At 57.7% G+C, this 22,328-nt stretch carries 14 protein-coding genes; 10 read left to right on the top strand and 4 right to left on the bottom strand.

All coding sequences use genetic code 11. The features are described 5' to 3' along the window. Positions 1–784: 784 nt before the first annotated feature. Positions 785–2,491, bottom strand: a complete 1,707-nt coding sequence (locus ACYQ15_RS04305; protein WP_459936291.1) for a glutamine--tRNA ligase/YqeY domain fusion protein — start codon at positions 2,489–2,491, stop codon at positions 785–787. Between the two features lie 11 nt (positions 2,492–2,502). Further along, complete coding sequence (locus tag ACYQ15_RS04300) at positions 2,503–3,321, bottom strand: DsbA family protein (protein WP_459936290.1); 819 nt, start codon at positions 3,319–3,321, stop codon at positions 2,503–2,505. A gap of 307 nt (positions 3,322–3,628) precedes the next feature. Here ACYQ15_RS04300 and ACYQ15_RS04295 point away from each other — a divergent pair, with 307 nt between their 5' ends. The 8 genes from ACYQ15_RS04295 to ACYQ15_RS04260 all read left to right on the top strand — a co-directional run bounded on the left by ACYQ15_RS04295 (position 3,629) and on the right by ACYQ15_RS04260 (position 16,441). Beyond that, positions 3,629–3,952 carry a hypothetical protein gene (locus ACYQ15_RS04295; protein ID WP_459936289.1) on the top strand — a complete coding sequence of 108 codons (324 nt, stop codon included), beginning with the start codon at positions 3,629–3,631 and terminating at the stop codon, positions 3,950–3,952. Positions 3,953–4,539: 587 nt separating this feature from the next. Further along, entirely contained in the window at positions 4,540–5,079 is a 540-nt protein-coding gene (locus ACYQ15_RS04290) for a chemotaxis protein CheW (RefSeq protein WP_459936288.1), read from the top strand. After that, positions 5,076–6,716 (top strand): CheR family methyltransferase, encoded by a 1,641-nt coding sequence (locus ACYQ15_RS04285; RefSeq protein ID WP_459936287.1) that lies wholly within the window; start codon positions 5,076–5,078, stop codon positions 6,714–6,716. The genes ACYQ15_RS04290 and ACYQ15_RS04285 overlap by 4 nt, the downstream gene beginning before the upstream one ends. Next, on the top strand, positions 6,716–7,291 hold the full coding sequence (locus tag ACYQ15_RS04280) for a chemotaxis protein CheW (protein ID WP_459936286.1): 576 nt from the start codon (positions 6,716–6,718) through the stop codon (positions 7,289–7,291). The genes ACYQ15_RS04285 and ACYQ15_RS04280 overlap by 1 nt, the downstream gene beginning before the upstream one ends. Before the next feature lie 267 nt (positions 7,292–7,558). After that, a complete protein-coding gene (locus ACYQ15_RS04275) occupies positions 7,559–9,583 on the top strand; it encodes a methyl-accepting chemotaxis protein (RefSeq protein WP_459936285.1) in 2,025 nt (674 codons plus the stop codon). A gap of 823 nt (positions 9,584–10,406) precedes the next feature. Next, positions 10,407–12,881, top strand: a complete 2,475-nt coding sequence (locus ACYQ15_RS04270; protein WP_459936284.1) for a response regulator — start codon at positions 10,407–10,409, stop codon at positions 12,879–12,881. 300 nt (positions 12,882–13,181) lie between these two features. Next, positions 13,182–14,246, top strand: a complete 1,065-nt coding sequence (gene cheB / locus ACYQ15_RS04265; protein ID WP_459936283.1) for a chemotaxis-specific protein-glutamate methyltransferase CheB — start codon at positions 13,182–13,184, stop codon at positions 14,244–14,246. Then, the gene (locus ACYQ15_RS04260) at positions 14,243–16,441 is read left to right on the top strand and encodes a response regulator (protein WP_459936282.1); all 2,199 of its coding nucleotides are present in this window, start codon (positions 14,243–14,245) and stop codon (positions 16,439–16,441) included. Before cheB ends, ACYQ15_RS04260 begins: the two co-directional genes overlap by 4 nt. Positions 16,442–16,460: 19 nt before the next feature. Here ACYQ15_RS04260 and ACYQ15_RS04255 read toward each other — a convergent pair whose 3' ends face one another. Together ACYQ15_RS04255 and ACYQ15_RS04250 are read right to left on the bottom strand one after the other, a co-directional pair. After that, a complete protein-coding gene (locus ACYQ15_RS04255) occupies positions 16,461–17,825 on the bottom strand; it encodes an APC family permease (protein ID WP_459936281.1) in 1,365 nt (454 codons plus the stop codon). After that, the gene (locus ACYQ15_RS04250) at positions 17,809–18,651 is read right to left on the bottom strand and encodes an SAM-dependent methyltransferase (protein ID WP_459936280.1); all 843 of its coding nucleotides are present in this window, start codon (positions 18,649–18,651) and stop codon (positions 17,809–17,811) included. The genes ACYQ15_RS04255 and ACYQ15_RS04250 overlap by 17 nt, the downstream gene beginning before the upstream one ends. 439 nt (positions 18,652–19,090) lie before the next feature. Between ACYQ15_RS04250 and ACYQ15_RS04245 the strand changes: the two genes are divergently transcribed. Further along, entirely contained in the window at positions 19,091–21,334 is a 2,244-nt protein-coding gene (locus ACYQ15_RS04245) for a SulP family inorganic anion transporter (protein WP_459936279.1), read from the top strand. A gap of 104 nt (positions 21,335–21,438) precedes the next feature. Next, entirely contained in the window at positions 21,439–22,317 is an 879-nt protein-coding gene (locus ACYQ15_RS04240; protein ID WP_459936278.1) for a DUF2156 domain-containing protein, read from the top strand. The last annotated feature ends 11 nt before the right edge of the window (positions 22,318–22,328 follow it).

Below are 22,328 nucleotides of genomic sequence, written 5' to 3'. Positions count from 1 at the left end.
ACGTATCTATTTAAGTTCCACTCATTCAAGATGGTCCGGGAATATTATTTTCAGCGTGCATTCGGGGCACATCCTCCTCCGATCGAAATCGAAATCGCAATCGAAATCGAAAAAGTTACTTTTCCAGCTCAAGTTGGATCGTTACGATAATTATTTGTACTTGCTCGGTAACTATTCAGTTCATCCGGAGGGTGGTCATTTACCTGCACTGGATTCCGGCTTTCGCCGGAATGACTTATCGTGGCAAGCTGCATCTATCCAGTCATACCGGCGAACGCCGGCGCTATCGCTATCCAGATCTTTTTCGCGGATTTTGCTGAATAGATACCTTGCTCAAAGGTCTGGCAGCCTCCCATCGGAATTTCGTGCTGCCTGGATACCGGCCTACGCCGGCATGACGTAATGGAGTGCTGCGTTGGCAAGTTCACTCGGTTGTCACCCCGGCCCGGCCGGGGTCCAGATGTTTTATGTGGGACACTCCTCGGAATTATTGAAAGAAACTGGTAACTATTCAGCACACGTTCTTTCTCCGGCAATCGGAATCGGGGTCGGGGTCGGAATCGGTCTCGAAAACAATGGGGTGCCCTTCCACATGGCTTCGCTTCGATACCGATCCCGACCCCGATTCCGAACGAAACCCGACAACAGCATTAGGTTGCTGAGTAGTTACAGAAACTGTTACAATTTTGCGATTTCGATTGCGATTTCGATTGCGATTTCGATTGCGATTTCGATTGCGAAGATGTTGGGGGGACGGAGTTCCCCCCAACATCTTCGCTACGAGTTATTTTTTCCTGCCTTCCGCGGCTTGAACCTTGGCCCAGGTATCGCGCAGGGAGACGATTCGGTTGAAGACCAGGTCTTGCGGGGTGCTGTCCTGTGGGTCCACGTTGAAATAGCCCAGTCGCTCGAACTGCCAGCGGCTGCCGGACTCGGCCGTGGCCAGGTGCGGTTCGACCAGGCAACCTTCCAGCACTTCCAGGGAATCAGGATTGAGATTGGCGCGGAAATCCCGGCCATCGGACGTTTCATTGGGATTGGGCACGGTAAACAGATGGCTGTAGATGCGCACCCTGGCCGGTTTTGCGGTGTGGGCACAGACCCAGTGCATGGTGGCCTTGACCTTGCGGCCGTCCGGGGTTCCCCCGCCCCGGGAAGCCGGATCATAGACGCAGCGCAGTTCCACGATCTCGCCCTGCTCGTTCTTCACCACATCCCGGCAGGTGATATAGTAGCCGTAGCGCAGGCGGACTTCACGGCCCGGGGCCAGCCGGAAGAATTTCTTCGGCGGGTCCTCCATGAAATCATCCCGCTCAATGTACAGTTCCCTGGCAAAAGGTACCTTTCGCGAACCCATGTCCGGATTTTCGGGGTGCAGGGGGGCGTCCAGCTCCTCCACCTGGCCCTCGGGATAATTGGTGATCACGACCTTCAACGGCTTGAGCACGACCATCACCCGCGGCGCGCGAACATTGAGCGCCTCGCGGACGCAATGCTCCAGCAGGGAAATGTCCACCATGGAATCCGCTCTGGAGACGCCGATCCGGTCGCAAAAGGTACGCAACGCATCCGGAGGCACGCCCCTGCGGCGTAGTCCGGAGATGGTCGGCATGCGCGGGTCGTCCCAGCCTGAAACGGACTTGTCCTGGACCAGCTGGATCAGCTTGCGCTTGCTGAGCACGGTATAGCTCAGATTGAGCCTGGCAAACTCGATCTGCTCCGGGTGACAAGTGGTTTCCAGGGCATCCAGAAACCAGTGATACAAGGGCCGATTGTTCTCGAATTCCAGAGTGCAGATGGAATGCGTAATGCCCTCCATGGCATCGGACAGGCAGTGCGCGAAATCGTACATGGGGTAGATGCACCATGTGTCGCCGGTCCTATGATGAACGGCCTTCTTGATCCGGTAGATCACCGGGTCGCGCAGACTGACGTTGGGCGAAGCCATGTCGATCTTGGCGCGCAGCACATGCTGCCCCTCCTCGAACTTTCCGGCCCGCATTTCGGCAAAAAGGTCCAGATTCTCTTCAACGCTCCGTTCACGATACGGACTGTTCCGACCAGGTTCGGTCAGGGTGCCTCGATATTGCCGGATTTCTTCGGCGCTCAGACTGCAGACATAGGCCTTGCCCCGCCGGATCAGTTCGCAGGCGTATTCATGGAGCTGATCAAAATAATCCGAGGCGTAGAACAGTTTGTCTTCCCATTCGAAGCCCAGCCAACGCACATCACGCTTGATGGACTCCACATACTCCACATCTTCCTTGATCGGGTTGGTATCGTCGAAACGCAGATGGCAGACGCCACCGAATTCGCGGGCCAAACCGAAATTCAGGCAGATGGATTTGGCATGACCGATATGCAGGTAGCCATTGGGCTCAGGGGGAAATCTGGTGGTCACCCGTCCGTTGTTTTTTCCGGCCCGCAGGTCTTCCTCGACGATATTCTTGATAAAATTCGGCGCTATACTGGGGTTTTCAGGGGTGGACATACATTTGCTCCTTATTCGCCGGCGGGAGCGCCATTGGATTTGGTTCCCGCCATTTCCACAACACGTTGGAATTCCTGAAGGGGGACTGCGCCGCGCACTGGAATGCCGTTGATCAAAAACATGGGCGTGCCGCTGAAACCGAAGCTTCGCGCCTCTTCCATATCCTTGAGGATCCGTCCCGCCGCTTCAGGACTTGCGCGGTCCGCGGCAAAACGATCCAGATCGATATCCAGGCGGGCGACAATGCTTTCCAGGACTGCTTCAGCATTGCCGCGAAGTTCCGCCTGGCGTTCGAAGAGAAGATCGTGCAACTGCCAGGCGGCTTCATGGCTCTGCATGGCCGCGGCTTCATAGGCCAGGGCCAGTTCCCGGGAAACGGGATTCAGGGGCAGATGCTTGAAAATCAGTCGCAACTCTCCGTCATCATCCAGATCCAGAAGCCGCTTTACCGTGGCTGTGGCCTGGCTGCAATACGGGCACAGGAAGTCGGAATACTCGACAATGGTAATGGGTGCGACCGGGTTGCCGCGGATTGGGCGGTCCTTGGAAATTTCGGGATTGCGGTCCATGGCCAGGTCTTCCTGCTCCTGGCGTTGCCGCTCCAGTTCTCTTTTTGCGAGCAGGCCCTGTTCCAGGATCTGCACCAGTTCCAGCGGGTGCTCGCGAAGCACGTCCAGAACCAGTTCCGGATGCGCGGCCAACAAGTCCCGCAATTGCGTCTGTGTCGGATACCGCGCCTCGACATCAGAGCGGGCCGTGCCGGGTTGCATCAAACTCATCAGCAGCGCCAGAAAACAAAGAGTCGTTATGAACCGAGTCGGTTTCGCCATGGGTTAATCTGCTCCATTCCGGGATCATCCGGTACTTTGCTGGAAGTTGCATGAGGGGAAAGTGCCGCACTGGATACGGCACCACGTCGACAACATCTTGGCGGCGGGAACAAAAAGGATCCGGCCCCCGACAAAACACAGAGGATAGAGCCGGAAGCACGTAAGGTAAAGTGTTGCGAATCGAAGGTTCCGTTCGTGCCCAATTTTCCAAAATTCAGCTTTCAAAGGTAACTACTCAGCTCAGCCGAGAAAAGTCGGACTGGATACCGGCCTTCGTCGGTATGACTTGGTTTGGAAAGGACGTGGTATGATCATTCCGGCGAAAGCCGGAATCCAGCTCTGGCGAGTGACCATAGAGTATGTGCTGAATAGTTACGTTCAAAATATCTCTGAACCAAAAACACAAGCCGAAAAAAGGATGGAGTTCTTGCAACTATTCAGCTCAATCGAGAAAAATGACTGGATACCGGTCTTCGCCGGCATGACTGACTTGAGAGACGACATTGAAAAAAAGTCATCCCGCGAAGGCGGGAATCCAGGCCATGCTTGTCGCAAGTTTTTGAACAGCAACCCTTTTTCCTGCTCAAGCGGAGTAGTTACGAATTCTTATCTTGTGCGCCAGGACTTGTAAACAATGTCCGATTTGGGCAGCTCGATCGCTCGGGCGATCCGATCTCTCGTTTTCATCCGGAAACGACCCTTTTCCTTTGGCTGCGTCAATCGTACAATTATTCGTCAACGTATTGATAAATTCCTCCTCAAAATTGTTTGACTTCCTGCCAAAAGAATTGATAGCTCGCTACATTACCGGCAGTTTCAACATCCGGAAACAAAAGTGTTCCGGATGGAAACTATCTCATGATGCCTGGTGCAAAGCGATTCATCGGATTATTCAGGCATAAGATCAGAACATCCCCCTTGCTCCCAATCTATTTTTCCCCTACTTGTATCGAGACAGTTTTAGTAACTACTCAGCTCATCCGATAAAATTAGATTGGATACCGGCTTTCGCCGGTATGACTTAACTTGGAGAGGACATGGATGATACGTCATTCCGGCGGAAGCCGGAATCCAGATCTGGCGAGTGACCACAGACTATGTGCTGAAGAGTTACCAGTTTTATTAAACAGCAATGACTGTACAACCCGACATTGTGCCGGATTCCAGTTCACGTTGCAGGGCATGCAATTCTGCATTCACCGCAACCCCGACATCCGCATGCAACATTCTGTCCCCTACCTTCTCTTCGACATTGACCGGAAACGGTATGCTCTACCTGTTTCCGAGGTCATCCGCGTCCTGCCGGCCGCGGAAACAACACCGGCGCAAAACTTGCCGCCCATGGTTCGGGGATTGATCAACATCGGCGGTGAGGTGCTGCCCGTGGTGGATATCCGGATTTGCCCGAACAAGGCAGATCAAGAAATCGACCCTGACGACCGTTTCATCCTCACCACTGCCGACGGGATCCGCATGGCCCTGCTGGCCAACAGCGTGGATGACGTTCGGGAGCTTGCCGAGCAGACCATATCGCTGCCCCTGGAGGACGACCCGGAGATGCCTGAATCGCATTCCGGCGACAAACGGCGGGCCTGCACCGTGGTCTCCACGGTGGATGATGAAATCGTACTCATCCAGGACATGCGCCTGTTCATCAAGGCAGCGGCCTCCCTCTCCAGCCCTGCCCATTTTGACGCCTTGCCGACTCCATCAGAGTCGGAAGCCACATCCCATAACGCCCCCGGAAGCCACGAATGAACATGCCGGCATCTTCCTCCCCGGACATGAATCCTCCGGAAATCAACCTTGCGGAGATTTCACCGGATTTTTTGGGAAAACTGGGAATCTTGATCGGCAAAAAAATGGGCTTGCGGATCGAGGACAACAAGCTTGACGATTTGCGGAAAGCCGTTCTTGAACTCTGGTCAACCCGGGGCAGCGAGAGCCCGGAGGCCTTCATGCGGACCTTGCTGGATGCATCCCTGAGTGACCAGTACATTCCGTTGCTGGCTGAGCGGTTGACCACGGGCGAGACCTATTTTTTTCGCGAGCAAAACAGCCTGGATACCCTGCGATCGCATATTCTGCCCCGGTTGATCGCCGCAAGGCCGTCCAGCCGTTCCCTGCGCATCTGGTGCGCCGGATGCAGTTCCGGAGAGGAAGCCTACACTCTGGCCATGCTCCTGGATCAAAACCTGCCCGGGCCGTCCACCTGGAACTTCCGGATTCTCGCCACGGACATCAACCTCCGGGCCCTGGAAAAGGCCCGACGCGGCGTCTATTCCAAGTGGTCCTTTCGCGGAGTTTCCGATGCTGTCCGGGACCGCTATTTTCTGTCTTTTGGCAACGGCACCTATGCGGTCAAGCCGCGATACCGCGCCAACATAACCTTTGCTCCCCTGAACCTGGCCACGGACGAATATCCTGCCTTGCTGAACAACACGCATTCCCTGGACCTGATCATCTGCCGCAACGTGATGATCTATCTGGTGCCGAAAGCCATTCGCCGCGTACTGGACGGTTTTCACCGGTGCCTTGTGGAGGGAGGCTGGTTGATCGTCTCCGCCAGCGAAAGCGCCCGAGTGTTGTCCAGCAAATTCAGGCCGATCCATCTGAACGGGATGACAGTCTATCGCAAAAGCACGCTGGATGTGGAACAAAACCGGGTAATTTTCCCCGGTGATTCCGATCCGCCGGATTTTCCGAATACCATCCTCGCCAAGAACATTGCAGAAGAAAAACCCATCCCTGCCGGCCTTGCCCGCGGGGACGAAAAATGGTCGTTCCGGAAAGAATCAACTGCCGGCCCTGAGACCGTCGCCCCGCAACTCCCGCCGCCGTTGGCAAGTCCCGTTCCCCCTTTCCCGGAACCATTGTGGACGCAATACGAGCAGGCGGTTCAGGCTCTTCGCCGTGGTCGGCCGGATGAGGCCCGGACTCTGCTGGCTCCCCTGGTCACGGAGCAAAAAATGATGCCGATTGCACCCCACCGAAGAAGCAAGGCCATGCAGCTCATGGCCACGATCCAGGCCGACAAGGGACTCCTGGGCGAGGCCTCGGACTGGTGCCGCCGCGCCCTGCTCGAGGACAAGACCAATGCCGGGGCCCTGCACCTGCAGGCCATGATCTTCCAGGAATCGGGTCAGGACCAGGAGGCCTGGCAGGCCTTGAAGCAGCTGCTCTATCTTGAACCGGATTGCATCGCCGCCCATGCCGGACTGGGCAGCATTGCTTCGCGCGGCGGCCGGCTCAAGGAAGCCGGAAGACATTTTGAGAACGCCCTGGAGCTGCTCTCGACTCTGCCCAGGGAAACGCCCGTTCCTGAAATGGACGGCATGTCCGCCGGACGACTCATGGAAAGCATTAAGACAATGATGGCCAGGGAAGGTTTGTGATGAGCCTTTCGGACGAGCATGACGAAGAGGATCGAGCAAGTCCCATGGTTGAACGAACTCCGGAACAAAAGCAACGCATTTTGCGCCACAGAGCGAGGTTGTTGGCGCAATCCTCGAACCGGGCCGCCGATCCGGAACAGAACCTGAACATCGTGGAATTCCTTTTGTCCGGGGAGCGGTATGCCGTGGAATCCGTCCATGTGCGCGAGGTTCTCGTCCCGCCGGATGTCACCCCGGTTCCCTGCACGCCGGAGCACATCCTCGGGATCATCAATGTCCGGGGAAAGATTGTTTCCGTCATGGATTTGCGTGTTCTTTTCGGTTTGCCCCACAGCGGGTCATCCTCAAGCGACAAGACCCTGATTCTGGCTTCGGAGAACATGGAGTTCGGAATCCTCGCCGAAGAACTGGTGGGCGCGGATGCCGTGGCCCTGGATGCCGTCCACCCGCCGCCGGCCACCATGCAGGACGGCCGAGGAACATATTTGCGCGGCGTCATCGGGACGGATCTTATCCTTCTGGACGCCCTGAAACTGCTGTCCGACCCGACTCTGCTGATCAACGAAGAATCGTAACTATTCAGCACATACTGTGCAGAACCATTCTTCAGCACTGGATTCCGGCTTTCGCCGGAATGACGAATCAGAGCAAGCCGTTTCTTCGTTAGTCATGTCGGCGAAGGCCGATATCCAGATCATTTTTCTGGCTCTGCTGAGTAGTTACGAAGTGTCATGAAATAGGGGCAACGCGATAAAGACCCTTTGGAGCAAGCCGAATAGCGGAAGGCTGAAACCGCGGCGCCATATGCTGTTCGTCCACAAACTGAAATTCGGAGCTGAAAGATGCTGAACCTGGCAAATCTGAACATCGGCAAGAAACTTGGATGGGGCTTTGGTCTTCTGGTGGGGATTGCCGTTTTACTCGGACTCGTCGGCCATTATGGCATTTCCCGGACCGAACAGGCTCTGCACGATATCGGATCGCATCGACTTCAGGGCGTGACAAGTCTTCTGGAAATCAAGGCCGAGGCTGAAAAGCTGCGCGGCGCCCAGCGCATTCTGGGCATTCCGGGGGTATCCATCCAGGACCGACGCCAGCAGTATGAACTGATGCAGGTCATGAACCGTCGCCTTCTCGCCGCACAGGAGATTTTTTCCTCCCTGGATCACGACCCCCGGGATGCGGAACTGTGGCGAGAGTTCACCACGGCCTGGGACGCCTGGCAGGCCGAGAGCGCGATCTTCATGGACCTCAGCCGGGAGTTCGACGCCTTGGGCATTGCCGATCCCATTGAGGTTTCCCGACAAATTGAACGGTTCATGAAGGACCACTATATCCTGATTCAGGATGTGCTCCATCTCGTCTATCGCGACATGGCGTTCATCGGGGGCGAGGACCCCACGGCCTGCAACTTCGGACGCTGGCTGCCCACCTTCTCCACGGACAACCAGGAACTGCACGAGTTGCTGCGCGCCTTCGTCGCCCCGCATCACCGCTTTCACGAATCCATCGGCCGGATCAAGCAGGCCATGGCACAGGGCAGCCGCGGCCAAGCTGAAGCTTTGTACATGGCAGAAATGATCCCGAGCATGCAGGAAGTGTTCTACCGGTTTCGAGAAATGCTGGACATAGCCAACCGTTCCGCCCAGCTTCTGGAAACCGCCCTGACCCAGCTTCTGGGCCCGTTGACCGATCGACAGGAAGAAGCCCTGGTCATTCTGGACCAGTTGGTCTCCCTGAACCTGGAAATGGCCGAAGAAACGCTCCGTGAAGCCAAGGATCAGAGTTCACTGCTCCAGGCCGCCAGCCTGATCGCCATGAGTCTGGGACTGCTCCTGGGTGTTTTTCTGGCCGTGACCATCACGCGCAGCGTCAGCCGTCCCATCAATTCCGGAGTGGACCTGCTCAAACGAATCAGCACGGGAGATCTGCGCAAGGATGTGCCCGAGTCCCTGCGGGAGCGCCGGGACGAAATCGGCGTCCTGGCCAGGGCCCTGCATGAAATGAGCACCGCGTTCCGGACGCAGCTTCAGGAAATCGCCGAGGTTTCCGCGTCCCTGGGCGCATCCGCCGGTCAGATTTCCGCCTCGGTCACCCAGGTCACCTCCGGGGCCCAGGAAAGCGCCGCTGCCGTGACCGAGACCGTGGCCACGGTGGAAGAGGTCAAGCAAACCGCCCAGATCACCAGCCATAAAGCCCGGGATGTGGCGGACAATGCCCAAAAAGGTCTCCGCACCGCCCAGGCCGGGCAGCAGACCACCGAAACCCTGGCCCAGGGCATGGAACGGATCAACGAACAAATGATTTCCATCGCGGACACCATCATGAAACTCAGCGATCAGACCCAGGCCATCGGGGAGATCACCGCCAGCGTGGACGACATCGCGGAGCAGTCCAACCTCCTGGCGGTCAACGCCGCGGTGGAAGCGGCCCGGGCCGGAGAACAGGGACGGGGTTTCGCCGTGGTGGCCCAGGAAATCCGCAGCCTGGCGGAACAGTCCAAGCAGGCCACGCGCAAGGTGCGCGCCATCCTTAACGACATCCAGAAAGCCACGGCCGCCGCGGTCATGGCGACGGAACAAGGCGGCAAGGCCGTGGATCAGGGCGTGCATGAGGCCCGGGAAGCCACGGCCGCAATCCAGAGCCTGAACAAGACCTTTACGGAGTCGGTCCAGTCCGCTGCCCAGATTGCCGCGGCGAACAAGGAACAACTTCTGGGCATGGATCAGGTTTCCCAGGCCATGCTCAATATCAAGGAAGCCGGAAACCAGAACGTGTCCGCCATGCGCCAACTCGAGGCCGCGGCCCGCGGGCTGCGCGACATGGGGCTCAAATTGGGCGAATTGATTGGAAAGTACAAAGTTTGAGCATTCGCGTTTGTAACACTACAGCGACACTTTCATTTCCCTCGTCTGACCGATTTGTTTAACCACGGGGCACACGGGTAAAGGAACCAGTTTTTTTACGGAATATGTTCCCCGTGCCCCCCGTGATCCCCGTGGTTAATCTTCAGCGGTTTCGGTTGTTTCTTCAAATGCCGTTGTAGTGGTAACTATTAAGCACATTTGAGAAAGTAACGACTCAGCTCATACGAAGAAAAAACGGACTGGATACCGGCCTTCGCCGGTATGACTGACTCGAGAGACGGCATTGGAAAAATTCATTCCCGCGAAATCGGGAATCCAGGCCATGCTTGTCGCAAGTTTTGAACAGCCACCTTTTGCTGCTCAAGCTAAATGGTTGCTCGCGTTGTAACTATTCAGCACAAATTGCGCATAGCCATTCTTCAGAACTGGATTCCGACTTTCGCCGGAATGACGAATCGGAGCAAACCGTTTCTTGTTAGTCATACCGGCGAAAGCCGGTATCCAGGTCTTTTCTCCGGCACCGCTGGATAGTTACATGGATTGTAACTATTCAGTATATGGTGTGCGAGCTGCCTCCGACATCGGGGTCGGTATCGGGGTCGGAATCGGTTTCGAAAAATGTTGAGAAAAACCTACGCATGGCTCCGCCTGCGATCCCGATCCCGATACCGATACCGACGCCGACTGCGATGTCAAAGTCCGCAGGGCAGTAGCATGCTGAACAGTTACCTCGCGTTTACGAATGCGGCCTTCCCGGCTGTCAGGGGCTGATCAAGGCAGATGAAGTCCTTTCACCCATTGAACTTGGATACAGCGTTCTTTCATGTCCCTATCAGACCATGAATTCCTCTTGCGGCTGCGTAAAACCTTTGCCGTGGAAGCCGATGAGTATCTGCGGACCATTGTCCGGGGACTTGTGGAAATTGAACGGCAGGACGATTCCATCCTGCGCGGAAAAGAAGTCGAAGAGGTCTTTCGAGCCGCTCACAGCATGAAGGGAGCGGCGCACACCGTGGACATGGCGGGCATTGGAACGGTCTGTCATTCCCTGGAAAACATCTTCCTGGCGCTCAAGAACAACAAGCTGACGTTGCAAGCTGAAGATTACGACATCCTCCAGCGCACTGTCGACGTCCTGGGTGCGATGCTTGCCGCTCCGGACGCCGCGGAGCAAACCCCGGATGAGGAGTTGTTGGCGACCCTGGACCAGATCGTCGCCCGCCGGAGCGATGCTTTGTCTCCCAATTCTTCCGCAACCAGGCATTCCAAGATCCTTCCGGCGGTCAATCCGCAGAGGCAGGACCGTGCTGAGGGTGTTGCAGAGCCGGACAAGCCTGTTCAGCCGGTCCCGCGGACACAAGATGACGTGTCCTTGCCGTCACCGGAACAATCCATTTCATCCACGGACCGAATGGGTGCCGATGTTGAACCTCCGCGGGATTCGCCAACGGAAACCGAGTCTGAACCGTCTGAACCGGCAACCGAATCCTCCGCATCGACTCCTGCGCCGGATACCCCTCCTGACGTCACTTCCGAAACCATCCGCATTTCCGCCCGCAAGCTGGATTCAATCCTCTTGCGGACCGAAGAGCTTGTTTCCATCAAGCTGGCCCTGGAGCAGCGCACCCAGGATCTGGCCGACCTTCTTGCCTTGCTCGGTCCTTGGAAACGATACTGGAGCCAGCTGGAGGGTACGGCGAAACGCACTTCCCGCCATTTTGAGGACAATGGCTGCTCTCCGCGGGACAAGGATTTGCGGACCATGCTCCAATCCTGGGACTGGAACCAGTCCCGCTTGATGCAACTTGAAGAAGGCCTGGACGCCATGCGCGGCGCTTTGATCGCGCAAACCCGCGGGGCCGGTCAGCTGATAGCCGATCTGCTGGAGACGACGAAGTCCGTGCTCATGTTTCCGGCGGCCGCCCTTGTGGACGCCCTGCCCAGAACTGTGCGCAATATTGCCCGCGCCCAGGGCAAGGAGGCCTTGTTCACATCCAGCGGCACGGATATCGAAGTGGATAAACGCATCCTGGAGCGGATCAAGGATCCGCTGATCCACCTAGTCCGCAACTGCATCGACCATGGTCTCGAGCCGCCGGAGATTCGCCGCGGCCATGGCAAGGCGGACACCGGAACCATTCGCGTGGTCTTTTCGCAAATCCGCGGCAACCTGCTCCGGATCGTGGTTTCCGATGACGGGGCGGGCATGGATGTCCGCAAAATTCGCGACACGGCCCTCAAGCGCGGGCTTATTTCTCCGGAAGAAGCCCAAAACCTCGATGAGCAGGCAACCTTGAAACTGATTCTGCGCTCCGGGATCTCTACCAGCCGGATCATTACCGATATATCCGGGCGCGGTCTGGGCATGGCCATTGTCCAGGAAGCAGTGGAAAATCTTGGCGGGGACATCCAGATCCAAAGCTTTCCGCAGCGCGGCAGCGTCTTCCGGATCACCCTGCCCATGTCCATGGCCGGTTTCCGGGGGCTCCTGGTCAGTGAATACGGACAAACCTTCGTTCTCCCGGCCGCCCATGTCCAAAGCACCTTGCGTCTGCCGCGGGATGCCGTCTTTACCCTGGAAGGACGGGACGGCATTGCCGTACAGGGCGCGCCTCTGCCCTTGCTGCGCCTGGGCCGGGTTTTGGAAATGGACCCCATGCCCGACAGCCCGCCCGCTTCTCCCCATATCACGGTGGTTGTTCTGCGGGCAGGACGCCAACAAATGGCTTTTTCCGTGGACGCCGTGCTCAACGAGCAGGAAATTTTAACCAAAAGCCTGGGCAGGCAACTGGTCCGGGTGCGCAATGTGTCCGGAGCCGCCGTGCTCGGCTCGGGGCGGCTCGCTCCGGTGCTCAATGTCAATGATTTGCTGCGATCCGCGGTCCGGGTCGCAAGCCCGTCCCGTACCGCCCCGACATCCCAGGAAAAGCCCCGCCTCAAGGTGCTGGTGGCCGAGGACTCCATCACTTCCAGAACCCTGCTCAAGAACATCCTCACCGCGGCGGGTTACGACGTCCGGGTTGCCGTAGACGGTGCCGCTGCCTGGGAAGCTTTGCATCAAATGCGTTTCGACCTCGTTGTTTCGGACGTGGAAATGCCGGAACTGAACGGGTTTGACCTGACGTCAAGGATTCGTTCCGACAAGAACACCGCGCATCTTCCCGTAGTGCTCGTCACTTCGCTGGAATCTCGCCGGGACAAGGAACGCGGCATTGAAGTCGGCGCGGACGCCTACATCGTCAAAAGCAGTTTCGACCATGGCAACCTGCTGGAAGTGCTGCGCCGACTGGCGCGGTGAACGACGCAATGGAGAGCAATCCCCGTATCCCAATCCAATTATGCTGAATAGTTATGGATCAGAATTGTAACTACTAAATAACTCCGGGCATGTGGGCCACGCAAAAACATCTGGACCCCGGCCCCGGATCAGTCCGGGGCAGGCTCTGCGCCGGGGTGACGACCGAGAGAACTCGCTATCAATGTACTCCTTTGCGTCATACCGGCGCAGGCCGGCGCGTTCCGCTATCCAGGCAGCACGGTGTTCCGGTGGAAGTCTGCCCGGCCCTGTTGAGAGATTACCCAGAATTCGGCAAATGACATGATCAACGTGCTTGTGGTGGACGATTCCCAGTCCGTGCGGGAATATCTGGAACATCTCATCTGTTCCGATCCGGGAATGCGGGTTGTCGGCAAGGTCCGCAACGGAAGCGAGGCCCTGGAATTTGTACGGCACTCCCGTCCCGACGTGATCACCATGGATATCGAGATGCCGGAAATGGACGGTTTCGAGACCACCCGTGCGATCATGGAAACAGACCCGGTGCCCATCGTGATTATCAGTTCCCTGTGGCAGCCTGGCGAGGTTGCAAAGACCTTCCAGGCCATGGAGGCTGGGGCCGTGGCCATTCTGCAGCAACGGGCCGGTTTGCGCCATCCGGATCATGCCGCGTCCACAGCCGAACTGCATTCCACCATCAGGCAGGCCGCCGCGGCAAAGGTTCGCAAGCTCCGCGTCCCGCGCCGGGAAATCTCCAGCACCAACCTCAGGCCCGAGGAACTGCCCGTCAAGCCGATCCAGGTCGTGGCGGTGGGCGCGTCCACCGGCGGACCAACGGCAATCCAGGAACTGCTTTTTGCTCTGCCGGCAACGTTTCCCGTGCCCGTACTCATCGTGCAACATATTGCCGCCGGCTTTGCCGAGGGTTTCGCGGACTGGCTCAACAGCACCGTTCCCATGTCCGTCCGTCCGGCCAGGAACGGAGAAACCATCCTTCCCGGACATGCCTATGTCGCTCCGGACAACCTGCATCTGCTGCATGGACCCCACTCCACAGTGATGCTCAGCGACGCACCTCCGGAGCATTCCATGCGTCCGGCGGTTTCCTGTTTGTTTCGTTCCGTGGCCCGAACCCTTGGCAGTGCCGGGATCGGCATCCTGCTCACGGGCATGGGCCGCGACGGAGCCGCGGAGCTGAAGCTGATCAAGGACGCCGGGGGGATCACCTTCGGCCAGGATCAGGCCTCGTCCATCATTCACGGCATGCCCGGCGAAGCCCATCGGCTCGGTGCATGCACCTACATGCTGCCACCGGGCGAAATTGCCTCAATGCTTCTCAGACTGACCGCCGTTCCCAACCTTCAGACTTCCAAGAGCCATTCATGAAAACCAGTAAAGAAATCCTGATCGTCGAAGACAGCCTGACCCAGGCCCTGCGCCTCCAACACCTTCTGGAAGAGGCAGGTTACGTGGTCCATGTGGCCCGGAACGGCAATCAGGGGCTGGAGATGGCGCGAAAAGTCCATCCCACCGTGGTGGTTACGGACATCATGATGCCGGAATTGGACGGTTATGAAATGTGCTCCAGGATCAAGAACGACGATCAGCTCCGGGATATCCCCGTGATCCTGCTGACGTCCTTGTCCGATCCCAGGAATGTGATCCGGGGCATCCAGTGCGGGGCGGACAACTTCATCACCAAGCCCTATGACCAGGAATTGCTGCTGCGCCGCCTGGACCACATCCTCACGAACATGGAGCTGCGCAAGGCCGGCATCGCCCAGGTCTCGGTGGAGGTTTTTTTCGCCGGACAGTACTACACCTTGAATTCAAACCGCTTCCAGATCATCGACATGCTCCTGTCCACCTTCGAATCGGCCATGCAGCAGAACATCAAGCTGAACAGGACCGAGGCCGAACTGCGCGAAGCCAACCGGGAACTTCAGGCGGCCAAGGAAGCCGCCGAACAGGCCAACGCGGCCAAGAGCGATTTTCTGGCCAACATCAGCCACGAGATACGGACGCCCCTGAACGGCGTCGTCGGAATGATCGAACTGTTGCTGGACTCGAAACTCAGTGCCGAACAGCGTTACCAGGCCGAAGTGGTTCGCTCCAGCGCCACGACGTTGCTCAACCTGATCAACGACATCCTGGATTTTTCCAAGATCGAGGCCGGCAAGATGGAGCTGGAGCAGATTGAATTTTCACTGCATGACATGCTCGACGAATTCGCGGCCATGATGGCTCTCAAGGCAGGGGAAAACGGCATTGAGTTCATCTGTGCCGCGGACCCGGACGTACCCGTGATGCTTTACGGGGACAAGAAGCGGTTGTGCCAGATTTTGACCAACCTGACTTCCAATGCCTTGAAGTTCACCACAACTGGGGAAGTCAGCGTGCGCGTCTCCCCGCTGGAGCGGACAGGCGGCCAGGTCCGGCTACGCATGGCGGTCCGGGATACGGGCATCGGCATCCCGGCGGAGAAGATCGGCAAGCTGTTCAAGAAGTTTACCCAGGTCGACGCCTCCACGTCCCGGAAATACGGAGGCACCGGGCTCGGACTGGCCATCTGCAAACAGCTGGTCGAACTGATGGGCGGAGAGATCAGTGTTCATAGCACACTACGCAAAGGCACGGAATTTTGGGTGGACATCAGCTTGAACGTTTCGCAAAACGCTCTCCCGCTGAATGTCCCCCAGGAGGTCCGGGGCACACGCATTCTGGTCGTGGAGGAAAACGATACAGCCCGGGAAATGCTTGTCCGGTGGCTGACCCACTGGAACTTTGTTCCCGTGAATGCCTCAGATCTTCAAACAGCCCAAAAGCTGCTCTCCGAGGCGGCGAGCACGGAAGCCCCGTTCAGGGTTGCCCTGGTCAATCTCGTCTTGAACAATACGGCGGAACCGCTCAATCCGGAGGCGGTCAGGCTTGCAAGGGCGTTCCCACAGACCAGAATGCTGGCCATGATCCCCCTGAACCGTCACGGCATGCGGAAGGACATGCAAGACTTTGGTTTTTCCGCCTGTCTGACCAAGCCGGTTCGGCCTTCCGTCCTGCTGGACTGCCTGAAAGCGATACTTGGTACGGGCGACGTGGATGCCTGTCGGCCCGCCCACAAACACGGCATTGATTTGCCCTTCATCACGAAGTCGGCCAAAATTTTGCTGGTGGAGGACAATATCGTCAACCAGCAGGTTGCCCTGGGCGTTTTGAGAAAAATGGGCGTCCACGCGGATCTGGCGCAGAACGGGGCCGAGGCCCTGTCCATCCTCGGACATGCCTCCTACGATCTGGTCTTCATGGATATTCAAATGCCCGTCATGGACGGCCTCGAAGCCACCAGGATGATCCGCTCCGGGTCCGGAAACATGTCCGGCGCCGTCAAGAGTCCCGACGTGCCCATCATCGCGATGACCGCACACGCCCTGGACAGGGATCGTGAGAAGTGTTTCGAGGCCGGCATGAACGACTTTCTGACCAAACCCCTTGAACCCGCACACCTGGCAGGGATTCTCGAAAAATGGCTGGGAACCGGACGCGTCGACGGATGCCTCGCCAACAAACCGGGGCACGCCAGCTGATTGGCAACTCGTGCCGCAACTAGTGCGTGGATGTGTTCCGACCCCGCAACAGCAGCAGGGGAACGCCGGCGGCAAGAACACCTAATCCGACAATGGCCCCGGGGCCTGCATAGAGGGTGCTCGACCAGAGCAATCCAATACAGGTTGCCCCGAACAGCACCGGGGTCAGCGGGTACATGGGCACCCGGAACGGACGCTTGCGAAGAGGATCGCGGTGCCGCAGGACGAAAACGGACATCGCCGTCAGGAGCATGAACAGCCAGAAAACCGGCGCGGTATAGGCGACCATGGTGCCGATGCCGTCCTGCGTCATGGCGCCGAACAGGACCAAGGCCAGGGTAATCACGCCCTGGAGCGCCAGCGCCCGGACCGGCGTCTCGGAGCGCTCGCTCCAGGCGCCGAGCACGGAAAGACGCGGCACGTCGCGGCCCAGGGCATAGTAGACGCGGGCCCCGGTCAATATCGTGGCGTTGAGGGTACTCAGCGCCACTATGCAGATCATCACGCTCAACAGGAAAGCGGCCATGGGCCCGGCAATAAGATGCATCATCTGCGCTCCCACCGCATGGGTCTCACGCAGACCTTGCAGGCCGAAAATGTGCAGATACGACAGGTTGGCCAGAACATACACGAAGATGACAATGGCGACGCCGATCAACAGGACCCGGCTCATGCTGCGCTGCGGGTCGCGCAATTCACCGGACAGGTAGGCCGTTTCGTTCCAGCCGCCGTAGGTGAGCAGGACAAAGACCATGCCCATGCCCAAGGCCCCGGCCGGATTGCCGCTCAACGCCGCCGTGGTTCCGGCGCCGATGATCGGCTCGGCCATGGCCGGCGACGACATGAGCAGTCCGCCGCCGATAACCAGGGCCAGGGCCAGAACGGTCATTGACGTAAACAGGATCTGCACCCGCTTGGCTTCGCGGGTGCCGGCAATATTCAGGGCCGTCAGCCCCACGATGGCGAAGGCCGCGTGCAGTGCGGCGCCCCATTCTCCGAGGGGCACCAACTGCTGTGCGTATTCACCATAAATGAACCCCACCGCCGCGATGGATCCGGTCTGGATGACCGTGCCGCGGGCCCAGGCGAAGAGCACGCCCACGCCCGATCCCCAGGCCCGCTGCAGGAAGTGGTATTCTCCGCCGGCATGCGGATATGTCGAGCCCAACTCCGCGTAGCAGAGAGCACCCAGCAACATGATCAAGCCCCCGGCCAGCCACAACCCCATATAGATTTGGACATTGCCGGCATGCTGGGCCACCAGGGGTGGAAAACCGAAAATGCCGATGCCGATGACCACGCCCACGAGGACTGCGACACCGTCGACGACGCTCAGCCCTCCGCGGAGCTGTTTTGTTTCCGCGGGACTAGTTTCGCTGGGCATGCCATCCTTGCGCCGCACCGGAGGTTTGTACGGGAACCATCCTATCGCCATCCACCCTGCCGACATAGCTGTCCGAGCCGATGACAAAGCGAATCTCGTCGCCGCGCAGGCTTGCGCTCGTGAGATCCATGGAAGTTCCATCCACCAAGGCGTGTCCGCTGATCTTCTGGTAGGCCTGGGTCAACGACAGGATGGCTTCTCTGCCGTCGGCCGTGACGAGCTGCCATCGCCCCTGGACTTGGGCGGGGACGATCCAGAGATAAGCGTTGCGCCCGTCGACCACTTCATGCTGGTCCGGTTCCCAGTCGCCCATGTTGAAGGCGTGGGAGACAACGCGGGTTCCGGGAGCCATGGTCTCCAGGATCACCGGACGCAGACGCAGATTCAGCGTTTGCAGAAGGTACATGGTCAGGACGGTGGCTTCGGAAAAATCCATTTCGAACAAGTCACCTTCCTCGAAAGTGGCCCGATCCTCGACGCCGTACCTGCGCGCATTTTCCCGGCCTTCGGCAACGCGCTGGGGGTCAAGGTCGATGCCGTGGGCAGCCCGGGCGTTGAAATCCCTGACAGCCGCGACCACAATGCGGCCATCGCCCGAACCGAGATCGATCACGTAATCATCCTCCTGAACATCGGCCATTTCCAGCATGCGATGGACGAGCCTTTCCGGAGTGGGAACGTAGATGACGCTGAGCTGCGGTGATGCGCCTGCATCGGATACTCCTCCCCATGGGATGCCTGGCGCCATCAGCAGGCAGACAATCAGAATCGCTGTCCAGAATGAAATTTGACCAGATCGAACAAGTGACCCCCGAATTGACGACATTGTTTCCCCTCCTCCAAGCAGTTTTTGCAACACACCGACATCCGCACGTGTGATCAATAACCATGCCAGCCTTTGGGCACCATAACCATTTTGATTATTTAATTATATATTAATCAGTATTCGTTCGAATCAAGAATTATCTTGGATTTGAAGAACATTTTCTCGTGAAAGGATAATCCCCGATCAATGGTCATGCCACCCAACTGATTCCGAACAGGATTTGAAATCGCATGGAATTATCTCTTGGATCACCCCATCCAACAGGTATTGTCCGGTTCACCGTGGAACCTCGATCCCTTCTTCCAAATTCTGTTGTACACGGCGTCATCATGCTTGACCTGGACAAGATTCTTGATAAACACGTATCGAATTATGACATAACGATTTCATGCCGTTATGAATGACCCGAACAGTTCCCACGACCTTCGCAAGGACCAATATGACTGATCCATCCGCTGCTGCTTCCTCCAGTCCATCCGTGGTCCGGGAAGTCCTGAGCGACTTCGCCTCGGTCAAATGTCTTTCCGGAATAAGCATCGGACTGGTGGTCAGCCTGATGGTGATCATTATTCAGGTTTCCTTCGCCGCGATGATTTTTTCCGGCCCCTTGGAGGTTCACGCGCAGCGGGGCATGGGATTGACCATGGCCGGAGCCCTGGCGCTCCTCCTGGTATCAGCCCTGTTCAGCAGCTTTCGTCCCACCATCAACATCCCCCAGGATGCGCCCGTTGCCATTTTTGCCGGTGCCGCGGCCGGCATTGCCATGACGTTGGGCAGCGGACACACCGAGACGGCCTTCATCACCGTTGTGGCCGCATTGATGCTTTCCTCCATGGCCACTGCCGTATTTTTCCTGCTGGCCGGGGTCATGCGTTTTGCAGGCTATATCCGATTCATGCCCTATCCTGTAGTTGCCGGGTTTCTTGCCGGCACAGGCTGGCTGCTGACAAAAGGCAGCCTGGAGGTGATGACTGGATTTTCCATGACATGGGCCACGGCCCCGGCTTTGCTGTCCACGGAGACGCTCATGCTCTGGGCGCCCGGAGCCGCCTATGCCCTGCTACTGTTCTTTTGCCTGCGCCGCTGGTCCCACTTTTTGATTCTCCCCGGCTCGATGGTCGCTGGCTTGATCCTGTACCACCTGGCCATGCCCGTCTTTGACCTGGACATGGAACAGGCCCGAGAATCGGGACTTTTTTTTGCTTCCTTTGCCTCGACGCATCTCTGGCCGGTATTCAGCCTTTCGGATTATCAAATCATCCAGTGGAACGCCCTCTTGCCCCAATTGCCGACCTTGGCCGTTATCCCCTTCATCGCTCTGCTTGGATTGCTCCTGAACACCGGCGGAATCGAACTGGCAGCGCAGCGAGATCTGGATTTGAACCGGGAGTTGCTGGTCAACAGCGGCGGAAACGCCCTGGCGGCCCTGGCCGGATCGTCCGCCGGGTACTCCGCCCTGAGTCTCTCCATGCTGGGCTACAAGACCGGCGCGGACACGAGGATCGTCGGACTGACGGCCATGGCCGTGGTCATCGCAACGCTTGTTTTCGGCGGTCAAATCATTTCAATATTCCCAAAGGCCTTGTTAGGCGGTTTTTTACTGCTTCTGGGCCTTTTTTTTCTTTCGGACTGGATCCTCGATACGTACAAACGGATGCCCAGGGCCGACTACATGATCGTGGTCGGCGTTTTTGCCACCATCGGCATATTTGGATATTTGTACGGGGTATTGCTGGGTCTGCTGGCCACCGTGACCTTGTTCGTGGCCAAGCTGAGTCGGATTCCGGCTGTCGAGTCCGCTTCCACCTCCGCCCAGACCCGCAGCCGCAAGGCACGTCCCCTGCCCCACCAGCGGCTGCTTGCCGAACATGGACGCAGTGCCTATATCTTTGACCTGAACGGCTTTCTTTTTTTCGGTTCGGTCAACGCCTTGACCTCGGCGGTCATGGAAGCCTGGACGAATGAGGAAACCCGGTTCATTCTGGTCGACTTTCAGAAAGTGACCGGATTCGACATCTCGGCGGTGAACAACTTCGTCCGTCTGGCCCAACGCATCTCGACACGCAATGAAAATTTCATTCTCTCAGCACCACCAGGACTTTTCGTGGACCTGTTCAACCAGGTCGCCGGACCGGAAACAGCTTCCAAGGTTCGAGTTTTTCCGGATAAAAATACGGCCCTGGAATGGATCGAGGACCAGTTGCTGAACTCCGCCCTGTCGACATTGGCCAAGGCCACGCCGGACTCACGAATATCACATGACCGGCTCTTCGACGAAGTCGCCGACGATCTTCTGGATCAGCTGGAACAGCAGGAACACGTTGAAACGCTGTTGGATCGAATCCGTCCATATCTGGAGGCCCGCTCATTTGCCGCGGGTCAGGAACTGTTGGCGGAAAACGCCCCGGCGCCCGGAATGTTCTTCATTCATCAAGGCGCTGTCCGCGAGAGCGTTTCAGCTTCCTCGGGGAGCAGCAGTACGTTGCGAACTCTTGGCCAGGGCACTTTTTTCGCCGTGCCCGCTGCCTATGAGCCATGGAAATCCTGCTGCTCTTATCAGGCGGAATCCGCGGTGGAAACTTTTCTGCTCACCCCGGAGGCCCTGCGCGAACTGGAATCCGTCGATCCCCGGACGGCCCAGGAAATCCACCGTCTGGTCGTCTCGTCCCTTGTGCGCGCATAATCGCGACTCCGGATCATGCCCGGCAGTCGTGACCGGCACGATTCAGTGGCCGCTCTTCACGACCGCGACAATCCTCACTATCATCCAAAACAATCAAGAACATCATGCCCATTGAATTCCACCCTGTCAGCTTGCGGGACCAGGAGCAGTATCTGCTGTTGCTGGCCCAGTGCCCCCAGAAAACATCGGACTACAGCTTTGCGAACATTTTCGGTTGGGCCGAGGAATACGGCCTGGAATGGTTTTTCGAGAAGGACCTGGTCTGGATCAGGCAACAGAAGCCGGAACCGGTCTACTGGGCCCCTATCGGATCATGGGAGAAGATTGACTGGGAGGAGCATGCCCCACGACTCAGGTCGGCCCGTTTTCAGCGCGTGCCCGAGGAACTGGCCCGCATCTGGCGGGGCCGTTTCGGTGAGCGGCTCGTGGTGTCCGATGCCCGGGGGCAGTGGGATTACATCTATCTGGTTCGGGAGCTGGTGGAGCTGAAAGGAAATCGCTTTCACAAAAAAAAGAACCTTTTCAACCAGTTCGAACGCGCACACCAGGCAATCTATCACGATCTGGATATGGATTGCGTGGAGCGCGTGCTGGAAATGCAGCAAAACTGGTGTTCCTGGAAGGAATGCGCCCACTCCAATGCATTGGAAGCGGAGAACACGGCCATAGGACGCGTTCTCAAGGAGTGGGACAGGATCCCGGGGCTCAAGGGCGGAGTTCTGGAGGTGAACGAGGAAATCGTCGCCTATACAGTGGCCGAGGCTCTGACCGAAAACACCATGGTCATCCACTTCGAAAAGGGGCACACCGGCTACAAGGGCGTCTATCAAGCCATCAACAAGCTGTTCCTGACCAATGCGGCAAGTGGTTTCGAGTACGTCAACCGGGAGCAGGACTTGGACGACGAAGGACTGCGCAAGGCGAAACTCTCCTATAACCCAATCCGCTTTCTGAAAAAAAGCAGCGTCCGCTTTTTAGGATGACATGAGTCGTC

The sequence above is a fragment of the Desulfonatronum parangueonense genome, from assembly GCF_054656975.1.
The sequence above is the reverse complement of the archived record's forward strand: the minus strand, read 5'-3'. Positions and strand labels throughout refer to the sequence as shown.